Below are 23,190 nucleotides of genomic sequence, written 5' to 3' on the forward strand. Positions count from 1 at the left end.
GGTTGTTCGAGCGTGGGGGAGCGTCCAGCTGCAAGGCGGAGGAGGCTGTGACATCAGCCGCTGCCGCGGCGGGCGACGCGATGGGGGTCCCCCCGCTCGAGCGAAGCCGAGAGTGGGAGAGTCGGCGACCGACGACAACGCGGCAGATGGGCGCCCGCCGCGATGGGGGTCCCCCCGCTCGAGCGAAGCCGAGAGTGGGGGAGGCTGGTGTCACTGCGCCCCCGCGTCTGCGGCATGATCCGCCGGACAGGCCCTGGTCCAGGCCCGCCCCGGGGATCATGCCGCGGGTCACCGGCTCCGCGTGCCGCGAAATGCGTGGCGCTGGACGATCCGGGAGATGTCACGCGCGGTGATGATGCCCACCAGACGCTGCCCGTCGGTGACGAGGATGCGCATGCCGCTGCCCGGGGAGAGCTTTTCGAGTACGTCTTCCAGGAGGTCGTCCGGCGCGCACGTGGCGCCCTGCGCCAGCGGCGTCGCCACATCCCGCACCCGCAGTGTCTCCCGCTGCTGCGCGGGGATCCGCGCGAGCCGTGGCAGGTGCAGCAGGCCACTGGGGCGTCCGTCGAAGTCGATCAGGGGCAGCGTGGAGTGGCGGGCCCGTGCGGCCACGTCCTCGACGCAGCGTTCCACGGTCAGCCAGTCCTGGCAGGTCTCCACGGGCGTCGACATGGCGTCGGCCGCGCGCACTCCGCGCAGCGCCGGGGCCATCCGGGCACGCTGGCGCTCCGCGCCGGCGACGACCAGGACGAAGAAACCGAGGAGCGCCAGCCACAGACCGCTCCAGACACCGCGCAGGACGGAGATCCATCCGACGGCGATCAGCAGGATGCCGAGGACCTGCCCGCTGCGTGCGGCCGCCCGTTCGGCCCGGTCCCGGTCTCCGGTCCGCCGCCACATCAGCGCCTGCACGACGCGTCCTCCGTCGAGCGGCGCGGCCGGCAGCAGATTGAACACGGCCAGGAAGCAGTTCACCCAGCCGAGCCACAACAGGACCGCTGCGGGAACCTCCCAGCCGGAGAGGGCGTCCAGTCCGATGCCCGCCCCGAACGCCGCCGCACCGACGACCAGGCTGGTGAGCGGCCCGCTCACGGCTACCAGGAAGGCCGCCCCGGCCGCGCGCGGCTTGCCCATCTCGGTCATCCCGCCCAACGCCCACAGCGTGATGCTCTGGACCGGGATGCCCTTCCTCCGGGCCGTGACCGCGTGCGCGGCTTCATGAGCCAGCAGGCTCCCGAGCAGCAGCAGGGCCCCGGCCAGGCCGGCCAGCGTGTAGGTGGCGTCCGACCGGTCCGGAACCCCGGCGGGGAGCGTCTGGCTGCCCAGGCTGTACCCGAAGAGCACTACGAGCAGGGGCACGGTCCAGTGAAGGCGCAGCGGTACCCCGAGCACTCGTCCCATCCGTACCGAGCCGTTCATCACCATCTCCTGCGGACGGTGTGGGTCCCCCTGCTGACAGTGTCCCTCGTGCCGGGGGCCCCGGCGCCGGGTGTGGACGGGACGTATGCGGCTCGCCGAAGCGATGGGACCGCAACGGCAGCTCACGGGCTCGCGTCGCGGTCCCCGCCCGGCGTGATCCGCCGGTAGGCGCCCCGGGCGTTGACGATGCGGGCGATCACCGTACCGAGCAGCGTCGCAACCGTCAGGAAGGCGAGCCGCCCCGCATCCGGATACCCCTGCCACGTGAGTTCCCCTCGCGGAGGCACCGTGAAGCCGTTGAGGAACAGCCAGCACACCGCGGCCGTGCCCGGCGCCGCGGCGAAACGCGCGCACACCCCCAGCAGTGCGGCCAGGGCACACAGCACCAGCAGGGCGTGCAGCGGGTCGACAAGCCCGTTGGCCGCGCTCAGCACCCCCACGGTCAGCAGTGCCCCCGCGAAGGCCGCCGCCCAGACGAAGGGCGTCGCGACAGGCTCGGGCACCGGCCTGACCGCGGCCCGCAACGGCCGCCACTCCACCATCAGCGCATCCTTCCTCGCGTCACTCGCCTTGCTCCTATGACAGCGCCTCCGGCGCGGTCCACGCCCGGCGAGCGCTCTTCTCGGTACGGCCGCCCGCCGTGGACTCAGCTGAGTTCGGCGAAGGACTCGACATCGTGGATCTTGCCGGTGACGACGATGACATCGCCCTTCTCCAGGACCGTCTCGGCGGTGGCGTAGGTGAAGCCCTCGCCCGGCCGCTTGATGCCGACGACCGTCACCCCGTACCTGCGACGCACCTGGCTCTCACCGAGCGGCATGCCGGTGACGACGGCCGGAGCGACGGTCTTCACCAGGGCGTAGTCGTCGTCGAACTCGATGAAGTCGAGCATCCGGCCGGTGACCAGGTGGGCGACGCGCTCGCCCATCTCGTGCTCGGGCAGAACGACATGGTGTACGCCGAGGCGTTCGAGGATCCGGCCGTGCTGGCGGCTGATGGCCTTGGCCCAGATGTTGGGCACCTCCGCCTCCAGCAGGTTGGAGGCGATGAGGATGCTGGCCTCGACGTCGGTGCCGATGCCGACCACGGCGCTGCTGAACTCGTGCACGCCGAGCTGACGCAGCACCTCGGGGTCGGTGCAGTCGGCAACGGCCGTATGGGTGAGATCGTCGCTCAACCGCTGGACCAGAAGCGCGTCGGTGTCGACGCCGAGAACGTCCCAGCCGCGCCGCATCAGCTCATGGCCCAGCGAGCTGCCGAAGCGGCCGAGACCGATCACGGCCACGCGCTGGTCACCGCGACCGGAGGCGGCGGCGTGCTCGGCGGGGCGCCTGCCGCGACGACGGCGCAGAGAGTGCAGATGGCTAGCCAATGACGGGTCGCTCCTCGGGTAGCTCGTAGCGGCGCTTGCGCTCGCGCAGGGCAAGCGCCGAGACCAGGGTGACCGGGCCGAGCCGGCCGACGAACATGAGCACGATGACGATCAGCCGGCCGGCGGTCGGCAGGTCAGCGGTGATGCCGGTGGACAGCCCCACCGTGCCGAAGGCCGAGACCGACTCGAACAGCACCTCCTCGAAGGGCTTGTCGACCACGGCGAGCAGCGCGAGGGTCGCCGTCATCACGAACCCCACGCCGGCCAGCGCCACGGTCAACGCCTGCCGCAGCACATGCGGTGCGAGTTTGCGGCCCATCACCGCGGAGGTGGGTTCACCGCGCACCTCGGCGACCATCGCCGCACCCAGCACCGCGAACGTGCTGACCTTGATGCCGCCCGCGGTGCCTCCACTGCCGCCGCCGACGAACATCAGCATGCAGGTCAGCAGCAGCGTCGCGTCCGTCATCGCCCCGATGTCGACACTGTTGAACCCCGCTGTCCGGGACATCGCCGAGTGGAAGAACCCTGCCAGGATCTTCTCGTCCCAGTCGAACGGGCCCAGTGTGCCGCCGTTCGTCCATTCCAGCACACAGGTCAGCAGCGTCCCGGCGGACAGCAGCACGGCGGTGGTGACCACCGTCAGCCGGAAGTGCAGCGACCAGCGACGCCGGCCCGTGGCGCGGGCCCGCTTGCGGTGCCGCAGCAACTCCAGCAGCACGGGAAATCCGATCCCGCCGAGAATCACGGCCACGGCGATCGGCAGCGTCACCCATGGGTCCTGCGCGTACTTGGTGAGGTTGTCGACGTGCAGCCCGAACCCGGCGTTGTTGAACGCCGACACGGCATGGAAGAACCCCAGATACGAGGCGTCCCAGACGGACTCGCCGTAGCCGAAGCGCAGCCGCAGCGCCAGCACGGCGCCCACCGCGAGCTCCACCGCGAACGTGCATCCCGCGACCCCGAGCAGCACGCGCCGCACGTCCCCGATGTCCAGGCTCTTGGTCTCCGCCTGCGCGGTCAACTGCATCCGCAGCCGCAGTTTCCCGGAGATCAGCAGACCCAGCAGCGAGGCCATCGTCATGATGCCGAAGCCGCCGACCTGGAACAGCACCAGGATCACGCCCTCGCCGAAGCCGCTCCAATACGTGCCCGTGTCCACCACGACCAGGCCCGTCACGCACACCGCCGACGTGGACGTGAACAGCGCCGTCACGGCATCGGTGCTCCGGCCGTCCTCCGCGGCGACGGGCAGCATCAGCAGTACCGTCCCCAGCAGGATCACCGCGGCGAAGCCCATGACCACCGTACGAGCGGGATGCGCAGCCAACAGCGACTGCCACACCCGCCCCGCACGTCCCGCCACTCGCCGGCCTTCCTGCTCGCCAACCGTCCGTCAAGGATCCATCAGCATCCCGTCAAGATCCAGCCGGCCGGTCCAGGGGTGTGTGGTCAGTGACCGCCGGTGAGTTCGCCGCTCAGCTTCTCGTGCATGCGGGCACTGGGTTCGTTCAGGCCGGTGATCTCGACGGTCTTGCCGCGCTGGGCGTATTTGGTCTCGATGGCGTCCAGGGCGGCGACGGAGGAGGCGTCCCAGATGTGCGCGGCGGAAAGGTCGATGACGACCTTGTCCGGGTCGGTGGCGTAGTGGAACTGGCCGACGAGGTCGTTGGAGGAGGCGAAGAACAGCTCACCGGTGACCCGGTAGACCACGGAGGTGCCCTCGGGGTCGGTGACGGCGGTGACCTCGGCGAGGTGGGCGACGCGCTTGGCGAAGATGACCATCGCGGTGACGGAGCCGACGACGACGCCGATGGCGAGGTTGTGGGTGGCCACCACGCACGCGACGGTGACCACCATGACGGTGATCTCCCCGGCCGGCATGCGCAGAAGCGTCTTCGGGGCGATGGAGTGCCAGTCGAACGTGGCGACCGACACCATGACCATCACGGCGACCAGCGCGGCCATGGGGATGTCGGAGACGACCGGCCCGAAGACGATGCACAGCACCATCAGCAACGCTCCGGCCAGGAACGTCGACAGCCGGGTGCGGGCGCCGGACACTCGTACGTTGATCATCGTCTGGCCGATCATCGCGCAGCCGCCCATCCCGCCGAAGAAGCCCGTGACGATGTTGGCGACGCCCTGGCCGACGGACTCACGGGTCTTGGAGGAGTGGGTGTCGGTGATCTCGTCGACCAGCTTGGCGGTCATCAGCGACTCCATCAGACCGACCAGGGCCATGGCGAGCGCGTACGGCGCGACGGTCGTCAGCGTGTCCAGGGTGAACGGCACGTCCGGCAGGCCCGGTACGGGCAGGGAGGACGGCAGGTCGCCCTTGTCGCCGACGGTCGGCACCGCGATGCCGGCCGCGAGCGTGATGACGGTGAGGACGGCGATGGACACCAGGGGAGCCGGGATCACCGTCGTGACCTTCGGGAAGAACACCATCAGCGCGAGACCGGCGGCGATGAGCGGGTAGACGGGCCAGGGCACGTCCGTCATCTCCGGGACCTGTGCCATGAAGATGAGGATCGCGAGCGAGTTGACGAAGCCGACCATCACGCTGCGCGGCACGAACCGCATCAGCTTGGCCACCCCGAGTGCGCCGAGGACGATCTGGAAGACACCGGCCAGGATGACGGCCGCGACGAGGTAGCCGAAGCCGTGCTCGCGGTTGAGCGGGGCGATGACCAGGGCGACCGCGCCGGTGGCCGCGGAGATCATGGCCGGGCGGCCGCCGACGATCGCGATGGTGACGGCCATCGTGAACGAGGCGAACAGGCCGACCGCCGGGTCGACCCCGGCGATGATCGAGAACGAGATCGCCTCCGGGATCAGCGCCAGGGCGACCACGAGGCCGGCGAGCACCTCGGTGCGCAGCACCTTCGGATCGGACAGCCAGGAGGGCCGTCGGGAGCCGCGCAGCCACGCGGCCGGGGACAGGGCGGAGGAAGACAAGACGAAGGGAACCTGTCGTGCTCGGGCACACCCGTCAACACGGCGGGCGCGCGGGAAGGCAGGGAGGGCGGGCGGCGATCCGCGAGGCCGGCGAGCGGCGGACCGAAGTCAGTGGGCGGCAGCGAAGCGATCCGCGACGGGACGGGGTGCGGCTCGGGGCCGAGGGGTCACGGCGGGCAGGCAGCGGCGCCGGACATCACGGACATGCGCACGCTCTCTCCTGCGAACCTCGAACACTTCGCCGGGCGCTTCGTTGCCCCCGACACGGCTGACGGACTCCACTCTAACGTCGGAAGATCGGCGAGATCGCCGCGCTCGCGCCGCGGTGTGCCCGTCGTCGCCAACGGGTGATCAGCACGATGCGGCCTCAGCCGACGTCACGGTCGAGCAGTTCCCTCACCCCCTGAGCCGTCAGTGCCAGCTGCTCCGGTGTGCCCGCGTCGATGATCAGCGCCAGTTTCTCCGACGGCCAGCCATGGGCGAGCTCACCGAGCACCACCTGCCGATGCTGGGTGATCTGCGGCAGCGCTTGCCGCATGCGTGCCTGCGAGGTGAAGACCGGCACCAGTTCGGTGCCGTCCTCCTGCTCGTAGACAGGAAGGGTCACTCTGCCGGGCTCCTGCTCCTCGACAGCGGGAGCGCCGGTGGGGATGAGAACCTCCCCGCCGGCGAGGGTGTTCAGCGCCGTCTCATCGGCCTCGCCTTCGACCACCGCCCGCAGGGCCAGCTGAACGGCGGAGGCAGCACCATTGGGAAAGTGGTCCGTCATGACTGATCCAATCGTGTCGTCTCTACGGCGCTGTCGTCTCTACGGCGCTGTCGTCCGCGGCGGCGGTCCGACCCGCGGGTACGACGGCGACGGGGCAGCTCGCGTGGTGCAGTACGGCGTGCACCACCGACCCCAGACGCAGTCCGAACCTGCCCTCGGCCGGGTGCCGTGGAATCACCACCAGGTCGGCCCGAGCGGATGCCTGTACCAGGGCAGCGGCCGGCGAGTCGACGAACAGCTCGGTGTCCAGGTGCACGTTCGGGTACTCGGCGGCGGGACGGGCGGCATGGTTCAGCAGCTCGGCGTGGGCATGCCGCTCCTCATCGAGGTTGGTGGCCTGGGGCATCATGCGGCCGCTGTACACGCGCGGCGCCCACGCGTGGACCAGACGCACGCCGGCCTGGCGCAGCTCGGCCTCGGCGAGGGCGAACCGCACGGCTTCCTCGTCCCGGCCGTCGCGCACGCCGACCACGATGCTTTTGTGGGCGGCTTTCGCGGTGTCCCCGCGCACGACGACGACCGGTCGGTCCGCGTGGGCGGCCACCTTCAGGCTCACCGAGCCCAGCAGCAGCCCGGCGAAACCACCTCGCCCGCGGGTGCCGACCACGACCAGGCCGGCGTCCTGGGCCGCGGTCACCAGGGCGTCGGCCGGTTCGTCACGGGCGAGGGCGGTATCGATCGGCACGCCGGGATGAGCGGCCCCGAGTCGCGCCCGGGCGTCATCCAGCACCCCGACGGCCCCCTCGAGAACCTGCTCCGTGAGACCCATGCCTGTCTCCCCGTACGCGGCATCCGCGCTACGGCCGACGGAATGGACGACCTTCAACGCACAGCCGCGCCGGTCCGCCTCGGTGGCCGCCCACTCCGCGGCGAGCCATGAGTACGCCGTGTCGTCGAAGCCGAGGAGTACCGTGCCGAGCCCACCGTCGCCAGTCACCATCGTGTCCTCTCCCGCACGAGGCGCAGCCGCACGGCCGGTGCCCGCCCGCCACGGCTTGGGTGCGTCATGCGCGCCGGGTACCCCCACGGGCTGTCGCCCACACCGTTGCCACCAGCACTGTGTGCACCGCACTGTGCGCATCGCGCTGTGTGCACCGATCCCTCGCCGCGTCGGCGACCCGGCGCCGCCGTGACCGGCGCATGGGCTGCCCCGTGGCGGGCACTCGTACGGTCGCAGTGCTCCTGCCGGGGAGACGACCGGACGCTGTTCGTCGGACTGCTCCTCCGCACGGACACCGGAGCCCTCTCGGCGCGAGACCTGCGACTGAGTGGATCGGGCGGTGCGCATGGTCGGTGACACGGATGACGAGATTCAGGCGCGGCGGCTGGGCGACAGTGGCCACCGGGCGGTGCCGCACACGGCCGACGTGCGGATAGAGGCGTGGGGCGTGAGCCGTGAGCGCTGCCTGGTGGAGGCGGCGCTGGGAATGGTCGAGTGCTTCGCGGATGTCTCGGCGGTGCGGCCCACCGCGGTCGAACGCGTCCGGCTGGCGGAGGAGCAGGACGACGACCTGCTGACCGCGCTGCTGGAGGAGGTCGTTTTCCGCCTGGAGGTGGACGGCCAGGTGGCCGTCGACCTGGAGGCGGACACGGTCGACGACGGCCTGGATGTACGGCTGGCCCTGGCCGGCCTGGCGGACGTGGAGATCATCGGTTCCGTGCCGAAGGGCATCTCCTGGCACGGGATGCGCATCGGGCCGGATCCTTACGGATGGTCGTGTGCGGTGACCGTGGACGTGTGACGTAACGGGGGTGGGCACCGTACGGACCGCTCGTGACCTCAGCCCTTCAGCACACCGAGCGGCACCAGCCGGGCGACGGTGCGGCACAGCCCCGCGCCCTCGCTGGCCGCGACCACCTCGCCCACGTCCTTGTACGCCTCCGGTGTCTCCTCCGACAGGCCGCGCAGCGACCGGGGGCGCACCGCGATGCCCCCCGCTTCCAGCCGGGCCAGCAGTTCCCTCCCGGTGACCGCGCGTGCGGCCTGGTGACGGCTCAGCACCCGCCCAGCGCCGTGGCACGTGGAGAAGAACGCGTCACCGCCGGGCACGCCGGCCAGGACGTACGAGGCCGTGCCCATCGTTCCCGGGATCAGTACCGGCTGGCCGACCTCCCGCAGATCCTCGGGCAGGTCCCGATGGCCGGGCGGGAAGGCGCGCGTGGCTCCCTTGCGGTGCACGCACAGCCTGCGCCGCGCTCCGGCCACCGTATGGGTCTCGATCTTGGCGAGGTTGTGGGACACGTCGTACACCAGGGACAGGCGGGCGCCCGCGCTGCGGCGGAAGGTCCGACGGGCCGCGTCGGACAGCAGCTGGCGGTTGGCCCGGCCGTAGTTGGCCGCGGCGGCCATCGCGCCGAGATACGCCTGCCCCTCGGGCGAGTCGACCGGGGTGCAGGCCAGTTGCCGGTCGGGGACGGTGATGCCGTAGCGGGCCATGGCGCGGTCCATCGCCCGGACGTGATCGGTGCAGATCTGGTGGCCGAGGCCGCGTGAACCGCAGTGGATCATCACGCACACCTGGCCGACGGCGAGCCCGAACGCGGCGGCGGCCGTCTCGTCGTACACCTCGTCGACGCACTGCACCTCCAGGAAGTGGTTGGCGGACCCCAGGCTGCCCACCTGGCCCAGCCCCCGCTCCCGCGCCCGCCGGCTGACCTCGGAGACGTCGGCGTCGGCGACCGCCCCGCCGTCCTCGCAACGGATCAGGTCGCGCTCCTCGCCGTACCCCTCCTCCACGGCGTACCGGGAGCCGCCGCGCAGAATGCGCTCCAGCTGTCCTGTGCCGGACGGCTTCCACACGCCGCCGGGTCCCGCGCCGCGCGGGATCGACCGGTCCAGGCCGTCCATGACCGCGGGCAGTTCGGCTTCGAGGGCCTGCCGGTCGGTGTCGGCGGCCAGCAGGCGCACCCCGCAGGAGATGTCGAAGCCGACGCCGCCGGGCGAGACGACACCACCCTGGTCCACGTCGGTGGCGGCGACGCCGCCGATGGGGAAGCCGTAGCCCCAGTGGATGTCCGGCATGGCGTACGACGCGCCGACGATGCCCGGCAGCGTGGCCACGTTGGCCACCTGTTCCAGCGACTTCTCGGCGTCCCTCAGCAAGGCCCGGGACGCGAAGACCACCCCGGGCACGCGCATCGCGCCCCGCGGTTCGATGCGGAAGCGGTGGTCGGCTTCCTGGACCAGTTCCATCGCAGCCTCCCGCGCCGGCCGTCCACACGTCCGGGGGTACCCGCGCAGGCACCTCCCTATCGCCTGGCACAAGAACGTGCTGATCGGGTACCCGGCGTTCGTTCGGACCCGGACAACGTCACGGAGGTTTCAGGGATGGTCGAGCGACGGCGTTCCGGCGGCACCGTGGCGCACCGGCTCATCGAGGAACACCTGCTCGAAGGGCGTACGGTCCCGGGCGAGGAGATCGCGCTGCGGGTCGACCAGACCCTCACCCAGGACGCCACCGGGACGCTGGTGATGCAGGAGCTGGAGGCGCTGGGCCTGGACCGGGTGCGCACCGAGGTCAGCGTGCAGTACGTCGACCACAACATCCTCCAGGCGGACGAGCGCAACGCCGAGGACCACGTCTTCCTGCGCTCGGCCGCCCGGCGCTACGGCGTCTGGTACTCCAAGCCCGGCAACGGCGTCTCGCACCCCACTCACATGCAGCGCTTCGGCGTCCCCGGCAAGAGCCTGGCCGGCTCGGACTCGCACACCTGCGCCGCCGGCTCGCTGGGCATGCTGGCCATCGGCGTCGGCGGCCTGGAGGTCGCGCTGGCCATGGCCGGCCGGCCGCTGTATGTGACCATGCCGCGGATCTGGGGCATACGGCTGACCGGCGCACTGCCCGAGTGGGTGAGCGCCAAGGACGTGATCCTGGAGTTGCTGCGCCGCCATGGAGTCAAGGGCGCGGTGGGCCGGATCCTGGAGTACCACGGACCCGGCCTCGCCCACCTGACCGCGATGGACCGGCACGTCATCGCCAACATGGGCGCCGAACTCGGCGCCACCACCAGCGTCTTCCCCGCCGACGAGGCCGTAAGGGTCTTCCTGCGCGCCGAGGGCCGCGAGCACGACTTCCGGGAGGTCGCCGCCGAGCCCGGCGCCCACTACGACCTGGAGGAGGACATCGACCTCTCCGCGCTCCGGCCGCTGATCGCCAGGCCCTCGTCTCCGGGCGACGTCGTGCCCGTGCGCGAGGTGGCCGGGGAGCCGATCGGGCAGGCCGTGCTCGGTTCCTCGGCCAATCCCGGACTGCGTGACTTCGCCATCGCCGCCGCCATGGTCCGCGGCCGTCAGACCGTTCCCGGCGTGAGTTTCGACATCAACCCCACCTCCCGGGAGATCCTGCAGGACCTCACTCGCATGGGCGCCACCTTCGATCTACTGACGGCCGGTGCGCGGCTGCACCAGTCGGGCTGCCTGGGCTGTATCGGCATGGGCCAGGCTCCGGCCGCCGGCCGCAACTCACTGCGCACCTTCCCGCGCAACTTCCGCGGCCGCTCCGGCACCGAGGACGACGCGGTGTGGCTGTGCTCCCCGGAGACCGCGGCCGCCTCCGCGCTCACCGGAAGCATCACCGACCCACGGGACTGGGCCGCCGCGCACGACGTGCCGTATCCGGCGCTGGAACTGCCCGAGGAGGCGACGGTCAACACCGCGATGCTGGAGCCGCCGCCCGCCCCGGACGAGGCCGCCCACCTGCGCCTGGAACGCGGGCCCAACATCTCCGCGCTTCCCGACTTCGACCCGCTGCCCGACACCATTGACGCGCCGGTCCTGTTCAAGGCGGGCGACCATGTCTCCACGGACGAGATCTCCCCCGCCGGGGCCAGGGCCCTCCCCTATCGCTCCAATGTCCCCAAGCTCGCCGAGTTCACCCTGACCCGTCTCGACGCCGACTACCCGAAGCGGGCCGCGGAACTCCGCGACGGCGGCGGCCATCTGATCGTCGCCGGCGAGAACTGGGGCCAGGGCTCGTCCCGCGAACACGCCGCCATCACGCTGCGCTTCCTCGGGCTGCGCGCCGTGCTCGCCCTGTCCTACGCCCGCATCCACTGGCAGAACCTCGCCAACTTCGGCGTCCTCCCCCTGGAGTTCGACAACCCGGACGACCACGCCCGCGTCCAGCCGGGCGATCGCCTGCGCCTCGACGGCCTGCACGAGGCGCTGGCAGACGGAGCACCCGCGATGCTCACCGCTCACAACACCACCCGCGACGAGACGTACCGACTGCGCCACCATCTCTCGCCACGACAGCGGCACGCCGTCCTCGCCGGCGGCGTCATCCCCGCCCTCGCCCGGGCCGGCCCATGAGCGCTTGAGCGCTGGGATCCCGGTCGCCGGACAGGCGGAGACTGCCCCCGTTCCACCGTCGCTCGCGCCGCGACGGCCCCGATCATGTTTGTCCGAACGCGCCGCCGGTCACTCGTCGCGCATCGGCGTGCCAACGGAGGATCGCCCCGTGAAGCGGTACCTGCGCGTACTCCACCACGGGTGGGACCGGCTCGGCGCGACCGCCCTCGTCCGGCGCGGCCGCGAACTGGAGCTGATGCACCGGGCCCTGGGGTTCGCCACGCTCGCTCTGGTCACACTGGCGCCGTTGCTGATCGTGGTGGCCGCCGTCGACCCGCTGAGGCGCGGGGGCTTCGCGTCGTGGCTCGTCGACGGCATGGGGCTGACCGGGCAGTCCGCGCGGGCGGTCACGGACATCATCAGCCCATCCCCCCGGGTGGTCGACACCACCAGCGTGTGGGGCGGGGTCGCGCTCGCCGTGTTCGGCGTGTCCTTCGCCGGGAGCGTGCAGAACGGCTACGAGCGGATCTGGAAGCTGCCGTCCGGCCCGTGGCACCGCGTCTGGCGGCAGGCGATCTGGCTGGTGGCGCTGACCGCGTACGTCTACCAGGAGGTGCAGACCGGGGCAGCCCTGCACGGCCCGGAACGGATCGCGCTGACCTCGGTGACCGGCGTCCTGTTCTTCTGGTGGGGTCAGCATTTCCTCCTCGGCGGTCAGGTCCGCTGGCGTGACCTGCTGCCGGGCGCGGTCGCCACCATGATCGGGCTGATCGGCCTCCGGGGCTTCTCCTACCTCGTCTTCACGCCACTCGTCATCAGCAACGCGGTCAGTTACGGCACGGTCGGCGTCGTCCTCGTCGTCGAGTCATGGCTCATCGGTGTGGGCTTCGTCGTCTACGGCGGCGCGATGACCGGCCGTTGGTTCCGCGAGCACCACAGACCGGCGCGGGGCGACGGATGAAAGAGGCAGCACTCGCCCGGCACGCGGTCCGAGCCGGCCGGCTGCCCAAGAAGCCGGGACTTCGGCTACAGCTGGTAGTACATGAGTTGGAAACGACCCGACCGCCTCGTCTCGACCGCCCCCTCGCCGCCTGAACACCGGCCAGGACGCCGGCACCCCGACGCAGGATCCTGGAATCAGGATGCGAATCGTCTGTGTCGTCGTCGTCCTGGTCGCCGCGAACCTGCTCAACAACTGGCTCGCGCGAGACCGCTATGCGTACGTGCCCACCTGTGTGGCCGCCACAGCCGCCCTGCTGTTGATCGCCCGTTGGGACGGCCTGACCCTGGCCGATCTGGGGCTCGACGCGGCAGGCGTGCGCAGGGGACTGCGGTGGGCGCCCGTCCTGGCCGGTGCCGTCCTCGGCGTCTTCCTGCTCCTCCTGGCCCATCCGGTCGGCCGGGAGGTGTTCCAGGATGCCCGGGCCGCCGACCTGTCCGCGGGTGAGCTGTCGTGGCGGGTGCTGGTGCGGGTGCCGTTCGGCACGGTACTGCTGGAGGAGACCGCCTTCCGCGGCGTTCTGTGGGCCATGATCCGGCGCCGGCGCGGAACGGCGTGGGCCACCGCCGCCTCGTCACTGCTCTTCGGTCTGTGGCATGTGCTGCCCTCTCGCGGGCTGGGCCGCTCCAACGCCGCCGTCGAGGCGGCCTTCGGAGGCGGGTCGGCAGACGTGACACTCACCGTGACTGCGGCCGTCGTGGCCATGGTCGCGGCCGGGGCGGTCCTCTGCGAGCTGCGGCGCCGCTCCGGCAGCCTGCTGGCGCCCGCGGCGCTGCACTGGGCGATCAACGGCTTCGGCTACGCGCTGGCTTGGGCGGCTCCGCGGTGGTGGCCTCCCGCGTGAGCGGCCGGGCGGTCGGTGCCTCGCCAGACACCGACGGCCCTCCCGCTCACGCTTCACATTAGGTACCCCCGGGGGGTATATTCTGGCTGGGGAGGCCGGGAGATCCAGGCCCCTCCCGAAGGCACCCACGCATCGACAGCCAGTGAGGATGACAAGCCATGACCGACGTGAAGAACTCCGGCTCCTGCTGCTCCACCGACGGTTCCTGCCACTCCGGCACCGCTGCCGACGCCCAGGCCGGCGGGGTCACCACCGTCTACAAGGTGTCCGGCATGACCTGCGGCCACTGCGAGGGCGCCGTCTCGCAGGAGGTATCCGCACTCGACGGTGTCACCGCGGTCGCGGCGGTCGCCAAGACGGGTGAGGTGACCGTCACCTCGACCGCCCCACTCGACGAGGAGGCCGTCCGCGCCGCCGTCGACGAGGCGGGTTACGAGCTCGTCGGCACGGCGTGAGCCGTCCGGAGCCAGGCGGCCCCGGGCCACACGATTCACTCCCCGCCGGGACGTGCCGCTCCGCCGATGCGGAGGTACGTCCCGGCACGGGGCGCCGAGGTCGAGCTCAAGGAGACGCCACCGCCGCTTTCAGGTCGCCGTGACCGTCCGGAGGCCCGGTCCATGGGCCGGCACCCGGCTCGACATCCGTAACCTTGACCGGCTCTGAGACCCGTCGACGCCCACCCGTCCGGCCCGCACATCGCCTGTCCGGCATGCGTCGCGTCGCCCGTCCCGTCGTTCAGCGGCTCTTCGCGGCCCGCCCGCGACGAAGGGCGAACCCGCCCAGGGCCGCGACCTTCACGAGAACGACGAGCAGCACGCCGCCGGCGGCCCAGCCGGTCCACTGCCAGTTCGCCAGGAGGACGCCGCCCACCCTCAGGTGGACGGCGAGAACGAGCGCGACGACGACCACGAGACCCATGACCCTGAGGCGGCTGCGGCGCGGCGCGTCTCCCCCACCCGGCGCCCCCGCGGTGACGACGGCTTCGGGTGACGCCGCAGAGGTCTCCCGTCGTTCCCAGTTCACCTGCAGCCCGTCGCGCCGGCCGAACCTCTCGATGTGCCCGGTGACAAGGTCCTGCAGCCGCCTCAGGTCCTCCTCGTCGGCGGCTTCGACCCCCAGCGTCAACAGGCCCGGGGCGGCCCGCAGCGTGATCCGGCCCCAGGGAAGGCTGACGTCTCCCTCGGCGTCGGTCCATTCGACCTGTGCCTGTTCCGCAACGGCCCGCATGTCATGGAGTGCTCGCGCGTCACCGCTCAGGTGAGCCCGTGGCCGGTGACCGAGGTGGCGGCCCTTGTCCGAGAAGTGCTCGCAGAGCTGGACGAGATACCGGCTCGGACGCTCGGTCTCGACGCGGGCTTCGACGGTGGGCATGGCGTTCCTTTCGCATCCGTCCCGCAGGACGGACGACTCTGGGCGCACTGATCGGATCCGCGCGGGCAACGAGACGGCGACGGCCGCCTCCCTCCCGTCGGGGCCGATCCTCCGGATGCCCGGAACAGAGCCCCAGCTTTATCGAGACACACTGTCTCCGTCAATCCACAGTGTCACGGAGTCGCCGGACCGTATGCTGGGGCCGTGCCCAAACTGTGGAACGAGACGATCGACGCCCACCGCGCCGCCGTACGCGCCGCGGTCCTGGACACCACCGCGGCGCTGGTCGCCGAGCACGGGCTGACGTCGGTGACGATGTCGCGGATCGCCAAGGACTCCGGGATCGGCCGCGCGACGCTGTACAAGTACTTCCCGGACGTCGAGTCGATCCTGCTCGCCTGGCACGAGCGACAGATCAACCATCACCTCGACCAGCTGGCCGAGGTCCGGGACCGGACCGAGGGCGCCGGTGAGCGGCTGGAGGCGGTACTGCGGGCGTTCGCCCTCGGCTCCCACGCCTCCCGGCGGCACCACGACGGCGACCTCGCGGTCTTCCTGCACCAGGACCGTCAGGTCACCCAGGCACAGCGGCGGCTCCACGGCATGGTCGAGGAGCTGCTGGGCGACGGCGCACGGACCGGTGACGTCCGCGACGACATCGCACCCGCCGAGCTCGCGGCCTACTGCCTCCACGCCCTCACCGCGGCCGGAAACCTACCGTCCGAGGCCGCGGTCCACCGGCTCGTCACGGTCACGCTGGCAGGGGTACGGCCGTCGCCCGCCGGCCCCTCGGGAAGTTCCCGGCACGCCGACGCGCCCATCGCGGCGGCCCAGCGGGAGCACTGGCAGACGGTCTACGCACAGCATCCCCTGATGTACGGCATGGAGCCCTCCGAGCCGGCCCGCTACGCCGCCGAGTTGTTCCGCGCCTCGGGCTGCCGCACGGTGCTCGAACTCGGCGCCGGGCACGGCCGCGACGCGCTGTTCTTCGCCCGCCAGGGCTTCACCGTGCACGCCACCGACTTCAGCGCCGCCGGCCTGGAGCAGCTCATCGCGGCGGCCCGCCAGGCAGGTGTTGCGGAGCGGGTGACCACGGTCACTCACGACGTACGCGATCCGCTGCCGCTGCCGGACGTCTCCGTGGACACCGTCTTCGCCCACATGTTGCTGTGCATGGCCCTGTCGACCGAGGACATCCACGCGGCGATGGGCGAGATCGCCCGCGTCCTGCGCCCCGGCGGCACCCTCATCTACACCGTCCGCCACACCGGCGACGCCCACTACGGCGCGGGCACCGCGCTAGGCGACGACATCTACGAACACGGAGGCTTCGCGGTCCACTTCTTCGACCGGGACCTCGTCGACAGCCTCGCCTCGGGCGACTGGCAACTGAAGGAAGTGCACGCCTTCGAGGAGGGCGAACTTCCGCGCCGTCTCTGGCGCGTCACGCAAGTACGCCACTGAACACTTGCACCAACTGCAGGGCGGCCCAGATGGCGGCTCACCTGTCGCGAAGTCGGGCGAGTGCGGCGTTCAGGTCGGCTGCGCGGGGTCTGTTGTGGGGGTCCAGCAGTGATGCGGCGATCCCTGCGCGCATCCCGCCCGCGCAGTGCACCCACACCATTCCCTGCGGAATCTCGCCGATCCGCTGGTGCAGCTGATGGATCGGGATGTGTACGGACCCCTCGATGTGGCCGGCGGCCCGCTCGGAGTCGCGGCGCACGTCGAGCACCACCACCGGCGTCTGTGCGACGGCCCCGCTGGTCGCCAGGTTTCTGCCGGCGGGCCCGCTCTACAACAGGCCCCGCTGACGCAGGTCGGTCGCATACTTGACGATCAACTCGGGTGACAGATGCGGGATGTCCTTGCTCACGCCGATCCCGGCCTCCCGTACGGCGGCTCGGAACCGGTCGGCCGGGATCGCGGACCCGGGCAGTGGCTCCTCGGGCCGGCTGAACGCGTGCAGCAGCGGCAGCAGCGAGTGCTGCCGCTGCTGTTCCGGCAGTGCGCGGAGCATGGTCTCGAACCGGGCGAGCCAGTCGCCGTGGTCCGCCAGGCGCCGGATCGGGTAACCGGCCTCGTCGAGCCAGGTCACGAAGTCGTCCAGCGAAACGCCGTCGTCGTGCGGGTTGACCACGTTGAACGTCCGGTACCCGCGCGCGTCGCGCGCGCCGAGCGTGTTGACGGCTTCGGCGGTGAAGTCGACGGGCAGCCCGTCGAAGTGGGCCCGCCCGGGGTCGGCGAGTGGCTCGGTCCGGTAGAACGACGTCGGCGCGATGCCGGTCCGTAGCAGGCTGAACAGCAGGCGAGTGAACACGTCGGGCAGGTTCAGCTGGCCGGTCCAGCGGCTGTGGGCGAGGATCATGTCCGACCGGAAGGCGGCCACCGGCAGGCCGCACAGGTCGTGGGCCTCCCTCAGGAGCACCTCTCCCGCCCATTTGCTCGTGCCGTAACCACCGGCGTAGGTGTCGTCGAGTGCCCGCACGGGGCTCAGCTCCCGGATGTCGCCCATCTCATCGAGGGCCGACGAATCGAGTGGTCCGGCCACGGCGACAGTGGAGAGGTAGATGAACGGTTTGATCTTCTCGGCGATCGCCAGCCGGATCAGTTCGGCCGTCCCCACCACGTTCGGGCCGAACAACTGCTCGTACGGCAGCACGTGGTTGACCAGTGCGGCCGGGTGCGCGATCAGGTCGACCTCCTCGGCCAGCCGCTGCCAGGTCGCCTTGTCCAGACCCAGGTTCTCCTGACCGATGTCACCGGCGAGAACGTCGAGATGGTGTGCGGCCAGTTCCCGGTAGTGGCGCAGCAGTTCCGCGTCACCGCTGTCGAACGCGCGGTCGAGCCGCGCTCGGGCGGCGGCCTCGTCCCGGCCGCGCACGACGCAGATCAGCCTTCCGCCGGTGCCGGCCAGCCGCTCCAGCCAGTCCAGGCACATGAACCGGCCGAGATAGCCGTTCGCGCCGGTGAGCAGCACGGTCCGCGGGGCGTTCCCCGCGGGCGGCGGCAACTGCCGGGCGGCTGCGAGGGTGTCGGTGTCCAGGAACCTGTCCAGCGTGAGATCGGCCGCGCGCACCTCGGTGCGACCCGCGCCGTGCACCGTGGCGAACGTGGGCAGTTTCGCCCCCGATACGCGGCTGGTCCGGATGTGGTCCGCGATGGAACGGAGGTCGTTCGCCGGGCTGAGGACCACTGCGACCGGCACCTCGACGCCGAAGATCTCCGTCAGGAGAGTGGCGAAGGACAGCGCGGACAGCGAGTCGCCGCCGAGGTCGGTGAAGTGGGTGGCGGCGGCCGGCTCCGCCGTCGAGCAGCCGAGGAGCGCCTGCGCGGCGCGGCTGACCGTGTCGAACACGGGCTGGTCCGGTCCGCCGTCGCGCAGCGCGCGCACCGCGTCCTCCTGGTCCTGGGCGAGTTCGGCGTACAGCGCTTCGAGCCGCTCGCCGTAGCGTTCCCTGAGCCGGGGAGGCAGATTCTTCCGGGTGTCCGACAGGAGGCCGTTCTCCAACGTGAACGGTTCGGTCTCGATCAGGAAGTCGCGCGGGATCTCGTACGAGTTCAACTCGGCCTGGCGGGCGGCCTCTTGCAACGCTTCACTCAGCGAGGCCCTGAGGTCGTCCGGGTGTGCCACCCGGCCGATCGCGTCCTCGGTCGGCACGATCACTGCCAGCAGGTAGGGGCGTTCGCTGTTGCCGTAGACGAAGATCTGCCGGATGAGGGGGCTGGTGACGTAGACCCCTTCGAGACGGGAGAGCGCGACGAACTCGCCTTGCGCGAGCTTGACCACGTTGTTGCGGCGGTCGACGTACACGTACCGGTCGGGACCGATCCGGGCCATGATGTCGCCGGTCCGGTAGAAGCCGTCCGCGTCGAAGGACTGAGCCGTCGCGTCGGGCCGCCGGTAGTACCCGGGCGTGAGGGTCTCCGTCTTGAGGACCAGCTCACCTCGCGGGTAGGGCGAATCCGTCTGGAAGTAGCCCAGTTCGGGCACGTCGACCAGTTTGATGTCGAGCACCGGCGGTCGCTGCACCTGCGTGTTGAGCAGCACCGACCCGGTCTCGGTGGAGCCGTAGCCCTCCACCAGGGGCAGATCCAGGCACGACTCCACGAACTCCCGCAGTTCGGCGGAGAGCGGCGCGCTGCCGCAGAGCGCCTGAAGCAGCCTCCCGCCGACGAAGCGCTCCCGCAGGTCCGTCTTCACGGCGGCGTCGAGTGCCTTCCGGTCGGCGAACTCCGCTGCCCGCCGGGTCATTTCGGCCTGGTACTCCTGGAACAGCATGTCGCAGATGCGGGGCACCATGAGCAGGGCCGTCGGCCGGGCGAGCGCGATGTCCTCGAACAGGCTCGACAGATCGCTGTTCGCCGTGAAGTAGGAGATGCCGCCCCGCCTGAGCGTCTCCACGAGCGACGAGCGGCCGGCCACATGGCTCAGGGGCAGGTAGTTGACGACGATCGAGGCCACGTCGTCCGGTATGGGTACGGAGCCGGCCCACGACCTGTGCAGCATCCGCTCGGTGTAGATGGCCCCTTTGGGCGTCCCCGTGCTGCCGGAGGTGTAGATCAGGAGGCGGGTGGGGTTGTCGTCGGGGCCGGGGGTGAACAGCGGCACGGGCGGCAGGTCCCGTCCGCGCTCGATCACCGCCGCCAGTGTGTCGGGGGCGGTGTGATGACCGGCCGCGGCCAGCCGAGTGCGCGCGGCTTCGAACACCTCCCGTTCGGCATCGTCCTCCGGGTGGTAGTCGAACACGACCAGCCGCGGCCCGGACTCGGCGGACAGCACCAACTCGACAGCCTTGTCCAGGAGTTCGAGACTAGTCGCGAGAACGCGCGGCCGGGTCTCCGCGACGATCGGTGCGAGCTGGGAGACGGGGGCGCCGGACTGCAACGGCACGGACACCGCCCCATGCCACAGGCACGCCAGGTCGAGAGTCACGTAGTCGCTGCTGGTGAACCCGTAGATCGCGACGAAGTCTCCCGGGGCGAGCGGCCGCTGCGCGTCCGCCGCCCATTCCGCCGCGACGGCACCGGCCCGCGCCCACAGTTCGCCGTAGCTGACGGTCGTGAACTCCGGGAGCAGCCGCAGTGCTGTCCGCCCGGAGACAGGGTCGGTCACCCGCTCCGTGGCCCGCTGCGCCAGGGCCGGCCGCTCGGCATACCCGTCCATGATCGTCGCGACGGTGCGCGACAGTATCTGGTCCTGCCCGACGTCACGCACTGCCGCGCCGACCGTCCGAAGTGGCATGGCACGCCGGTACTGCGGATCGTGGACGGACAAATCCGCGACGAGGCGGGCGGGTCGGGTGCTTGCGGAGGGGGCTGCGTTGGGCGTGGAGGGCATGGCCGTCACCTGTTCTCTGTGCGGGTTCGGGACAGGAGAGGGAGGGGCGCGAGGAACCTGAAGGCTGATCGGATGTGCTCTAAGTCGAGCGGATGCCGGAACGGAGCGTCCGTGTGGGGCGGGAACTTCTGGTCGTCACCGGCCGCATCGTGGCTGCCGTGTAGTCCTGGTACCACCGGGCCAGTTCCACACGGGACTTGATGCCGAACTTCCGGAAGATGTTCCGCAGGTGATAGTTGACGGTGTACGAGGAGAGGTGCAGCTTGCCGGCGACCTGACGGTTCGTCATGCCGAGCACGACCAGTTCCGCCACCGCGCGCTCGGAACCGGTGAGGGCCTGTCCCGGATCGGCCGGCCGATCGACAGGGGCGGCCGGGGGCGGCGCCAGCCGGGTAAGCCGTGCGGTGATCCTGGCGGCGTCCCTCAGAGCGCCGGCCTCCTCGTACAGCCACCGCGCCGCGACGAACTGTCGTCCGGCCGCACCCTCACCGGTGTCCCGGTCGAGCAGCAGGATCCCCAGGTCCTCCGCGGCCCACGCGGCGGCCCAGACGGCACGGTGCTCACTGCGAGCCCGGGCCAGGGCCTCCTCGTCACCGCGGAGCAAACCCCCGGCATGCAGCGCAGAGACGGTCAGCGGCTGGAAGGCGGCGTTGTCGTCGGCGAGCGTCTGCACCGCACGGACCACCTCCTCGGCCAGTTGAGGGGCGTTCGCGGCGAGGGCGGTACGGACCATCCAGGGGGCCGCTCCCGGTTCCTCCACGAAGAGGGACGGCCCGGCGATCAGATGCGCGTACTGTCCGGTCAGCAGCTCGACGCCCCATGCCGCTCCGTGCCGCTCGGTCGCGACCTGGAGGGCGACCCAGTCGGCCTGGGCGCAGAGCTCGAGGCGGCCGGGTTGCGACTCGGCCTGGCAGCGCGCCACGAGCCGCTCCGCGGTGCTCAGTTCGCCGCTGCGCAGGGCGGCAAGTGCCCGGATGGCGCTGGACAGGGGGAGCAGCCACCGCTCCGGCCTGTTGACGACGCCCACGGCGGCTTCGATCCATTGGTCGGCCTTGCGGTGATCGCCCTTGACGCTCATGATTCTTGCCGCTGTCGTCCCCAGGACCAGGCTCGCGGGAGGTGTACCGTTCGGCCCTTCCCAGCAGGCGGCCTTGCGCAGCAGCTGCTCCGCTTCAGCCGTCTCGCCCAGCAGGGAGAGCTCGAGCGCCACACAGTTCGTGATGACCTCTCCGATGAGATCCGACTTGCCGGGCGGGATGACCGCGGCACCCTCCCTGCTCAGACGGAGGGCCTCGGCCGCCTGGCCGCCCATCCGGGCGCACACCGATTGGACCAGCATCGCCAACGCCTGCCCCGTCGCCTCTCCCGAGGCCACGCAGCCGCGGAGGAGGGTGGCCGCGGACTCACGGGCCTGCTCCATCCGGCCCTTGTGCAGGAGGGAGACGGCACGGACGAACAGGATCGCGATGCTGTCCTCCTGGACCACGAACGGCGCGGCCGAGAGCCGGGGAGCCTCCGGCGGGAGATGGGTCGGACCGCCGGGCGCGCCCGGCTGCGGGCGGCGGCCGGCGGACGTGGGCGCGGACGCGGCGTGCAGCAGCACCTGACGTACGCCCAGGGCGGTGCTTTCCACGATCGCCCTGCGGACCAGCTCGTACCGGAAGGCGAGCCGGTCGTTGCTGCGGCAGTCGAGCACGCCGATGTCGATGGCCCGCTGAACGCATGCGGCCAGGCCGGCGGGAGGAACGTCGACGAGGATCGCGGCCAGGTCACCGACACCGAACTCCGGGCCCAGCACGGTCGCCGCCCTCAGCATGTCCTGGGTCTGCTCGCCGAGATCGGTCAGCAGGCAGTTCACCGTGGAGCGCACCCGCGCGGGCACCGCGGCGGAGGTCACGACGGCCGTCCGATCCACTACGCGCACCTGACCGTCCTCGCGCAGGCCCCTGGCCAGGGCCACCGTCAGCAGCGGCTGGCCCCCCGCCTCGCCGGCCAGTTCCATCAGACCGGGGTCGGGCGGGGCCCCCAGGATGTCGGTGAGGAGTTCCCGTACCCCTTCCGGGGAGAGCAGGCCGAGGGCGAGCCGGGTGCACCCCCACTCCTCGAGCGCCCTGACGAACCGGTGCACGTCCAGCCCGTACGCATGGTCACGCAGGCTGAGCAACCACACCTGCGGCTGGTGCCGTAACTGCGCCAGCCGGGCCGTCATCCGGGAGAGCAGGGCCTGGTCGGCATACACGTGCAAGTCGTCGAGAACAGCCAGGACCGGGCGGTCGGCGGCCGGTGGGGGGAAGTCCTGGGCCTCGGCGCGAACTGCGGTGAATTCGCGCTGCTCGGCGATATGGCAGATCTCTTGCACGAGGCGCGTTTTTCCGCGACCTTCGTCTCCTGAGACCAATATCACGCCGCCGCGGCCGGATTCCGCTTCGGCTAACACCTGAAGAGTAAGACCTATTTCCTTGGATCGACCGCGCAGGGGACTGTTTGACACACGTGACCTCACGTGAATTCGTGTTCAGTGTTGATCAGGCATTGAACGACAGCGGGGCCCGCACCTGGCGCATTGACGGATCTGAGCAGATGACGATCCGTCAGAAAGGTGTGGGGGGGTGGGGGTGGGGGGTGGAGCGCTTGAACATTAACACGCTTTCTTGACGCGTTCTTGACGCGTTCTTTGTGACCAGAAGGTAACCGACGTGTAGATAAATGCAGCCGCAGGCAATGGCGGCGCGGAGACGTGACGCCGGGCGGACCCGCGGTGCGGGAGTCGCACCCCTCAAGTGGAGCTACCCGCTTGGGTAGTTGCCCACCCGCTCACTCACCGTA

General features: G+C 70.9%; 17 protein-coding genes and 1 pseudogene. 6 read left to right on the top strand and 12 right to left on the bottom strand.

The genetic code is table 11. From position 1 onward, the window contains the following. Window positions 1–288: 288 nt before the first annotated feature. The 7 genes from Q4V64_RS02760 to Q4V64_RS02790 all read right to left on the bottom strand — a co-directional run bounded on the left by Q4V64_RS02760 (window position 289) and on the right by Q4V64_RS02790 (window position 7,461). Window positions 289–1,419 (bottom strand): site-2 protease family protein, encoded by a 1,131-nt coding sequence (locus tag Q4V64_RS02760; protein WP_124436980.1) that lies wholly within the window; start codon window positions 1,417–1,419, stop codon window positions 289–291. Between the two features lie 122 nt (window positions 1,420–1,541). Beyond that, complete coding sequence (locus Q4V64_RS02765; protein WP_124436981.1) at window positions 1,542–1,961, bottom strand: hypothetical protein; 420 nt, start codon at window positions 1,959–1,961, stop codon at window positions 1,542–1,544. Window positions 1,962–2,065: 104 nt separating this feature from the next. After that, entirely contained in the window at window positions 2,066–2,791 is a 726-nt protein-coding gene (locus tag Q4V64_RS02770; protein ID WP_216377518.1) for a TrkA family potassium uptake protein, read from the bottom strand. After that, window positions 2,784–4,157 carry a potassium transporter TrkG gene (locus Q4V64_RS02775; protein ID WP_124436982.1) on the bottom strand — a complete coding sequence of 458 codons (1,374 nt, stop codon included), beginning with the start codon at window positions 4,155–4,157 and terminating at the stop codon, window positions 2,784–2,786. The genes Q4V64_RS02770 and Q4V64_RS02775 overlap by 8 nt, the downstream gene beginning before the upstream one ends. Window positions 4,158–4,243: 86 nt before the next feature. Then, window positions 4,244–5,752 carry a SulP family inorganic anion transporter gene (locus Q4V64_RS02780; protein ID WP_124436983.1) on the bottom strand — a complete coding sequence of 503 codons (1,509 nt, stop codon included), beginning with the start codon at window positions 5,750–5,752 and terminating at the stop codon, window positions 4,244–4,246. 367 nt (window positions 5,753–6,119) lie between these two features. After that, entirely contained in the window at window positions 6,120–6,521 is a 402-nt protein-coding gene (locus Q4V64_RS02785; RefSeq protein WP_124436984.1) for an SseB family protein, read from the bottom strand. A gap of 22 nt (window positions 6,522–6,543) precedes the next feature. After that, entirely contained in the window at window positions 6,544–7,461 is a 918-nt protein-coding gene (locus Q4V64_RS02790) for a universal stress protein (protein WP_124436985.1), read from the bottom strand. 346 nt (window positions 7,462–7,807) lie between these two features. Between Q4V64_RS02790 and Q4V64_RS02795 the strand changes: the two genes are divergently transcribed. Further along, on the top strand, window positions 7,808–8,263 hold the full coding sequence (locus Q4V64_RS02795; RefSeq protein ID WP_124436986.1) for an archease: 456 nt from the start codon (window positions 7,808–7,810) through the stop codon (window positions 8,261–8,263). 38 nt (window positions 8,264–8,301) lie between these two features. Here the strand turns inward: Q4V64_RS02795 and Q4V64_RS02800 are convergent, their stop codons facing one another. After that, window positions 8,302–9,714, bottom strand: coding sequence for an RtcB family protein (locus Q4V64_RS02800; protein WP_124436987.1), 1,413 nt, complete (start codon window positions 9,712–9,714; stop codon window positions 8,302–8,304). A 135-nt stretch (window positions 9,715–9,849) separates the two neighbouring features. Here Q4V64_RS02800 and Q4V64_RS02805 point away from each other — a divergent pair, with 135 nt between their 5' ends. The 4 genes from Q4V64_RS02805 (at window position 9,850) to Q4V64_RS54710 (ending at window position 14,110) form a co-directional block, all read left to right on the top strand. Then, a complete protein-coding gene (locus Q4V64_RS02805) occupies window positions 9,850–11,832 on the top strand; it encodes an aconitate hydratase (RefSeq protein ID WP_124436988.1) in 1,983 nt (660 codons plus the stop codon). 148 nt (window positions 11,833–11,980) lie between these two features. Further along, the gene (locus tag Q4V64_RS02810; protein ID WP_124436989.1) at window positions 11,981–12,772 is read left to right on the top strand and encodes a ribonuclease BN; all 792 of its coding nucleotides are present in this window, start codon (window positions 11,981–11,983) and stop codon (window positions 12,770–12,772) included. 181 nt (window positions 12,773–12,953) lie between these two features. After that, window positions 12,954–13,655 carry a CPBP family intramembrane glutamic endopeptidase gene (locus Q4V64_RS02815; protein WP_124436990.1) on the top strand — a complete coding sequence of 234 codons (702 nt, stop codon included), beginning with the start codon at window positions 12,954–12,956 and terminating at the stop codon, window positions 13,653–13,655. A 158-nt stretch (window positions 13,656–13,813) separates the two neighbouring features. Beyond that, window positions 13,814–14,110 carry a heavy-metal-associated domain-containing protein gene (locus tag Q4V64_RS54710; RefSeq protein WP_124436991.1) on the top strand — a complete coding sequence of 99 codons (297 nt, stop codon included), beginning with the start codon at window positions 13,814–13,816 and terminating at the stop codon, window positions 14,108–14,110. A gap of 280 nt (window positions 14,111–14,390) precedes the next feature. Here the strand turns inward: Q4V64_RS54710 and Q4V64_RS02825 are convergent, their stop codons facing one another. Continuing rightward, window positions 14,391–15,026, bottom strand: coding sequence for a DUF2218 domain-containing protein (locus Q4V64_RS02825; RefSeq protein WP_124436992.1), 636 nt, complete (start codon window positions 15,024–15,026; stop codon window positions 14,391–14,393). Window positions 15,027–15,230: 204 nt separating this feature from the next. Here Q4V64_RS02825 and Q4V64_RS02830 point away from each other — a divergent pair, with 204 nt between their 5' ends. Continuing rightward, window positions 15,231–16,490 (top strand): methyltransferase domain-containing protein, encoded by a 1,260-nt coding sequence (locus Q4V64_RS02830; RefSeq protein ID WP_303708878.1) that lies wholly within the window; start codon window positions 15,231–15,233, stop codon window positions 16,488–16,490. 100 nt (window positions 16,491–16,590) lie between these two features. Here Q4V64_RS02830 and Q4V64_RS02835 read toward each other — a convergent pair. The 3 genes and pseudogenes from Q4V64_RS02835 to Q4V64_RS02845 form a co-directional block, all read right to left on the bottom strand. Then, a pseudogene (locus Q4V64_RS02835) lies at window positions 16,591–16,764 on the bottom strand (rhodanese-like domain-containing protein); the annotation flags it as partial. Between the two features lie 54 nt (window positions 16,765–16,818). Then, a complete protein-coding gene (car, locus tag Q4V64_RS02840) occupies window positions 16,819–20,364 on the bottom strand; it encodes a carboxylic acid reductase (protein WP_172628963.1) in 3,546 nt (1,181 codons plus the stop codon). Between the two features lie 79 nt (window positions 20,365–20,443). Continuing rightward, window positions 20,444–22,867: a LuxR family transcriptional regulator gene (locus Q4V64_RS02845; RefSeq protein ID WP_306308364.1), complete on the bottom strand. Its 2,424-nt coding sequence runs from the start codon at window positions 22,865–22,867 to the stop codon at window positions 20,444–20,446. Window positions 22,868–23,190 lie beyond the last annotated feature (323 nt).

The organism is Streptomyces sp. NL15-2K (assembly GCF_030551255.1).
Taxonomy (GTDB): domain Bacteria; phylum Actinomycetota; class Actinomycetes; order Streptomycetales; family Streptomycetaceae; genus Streptomyces.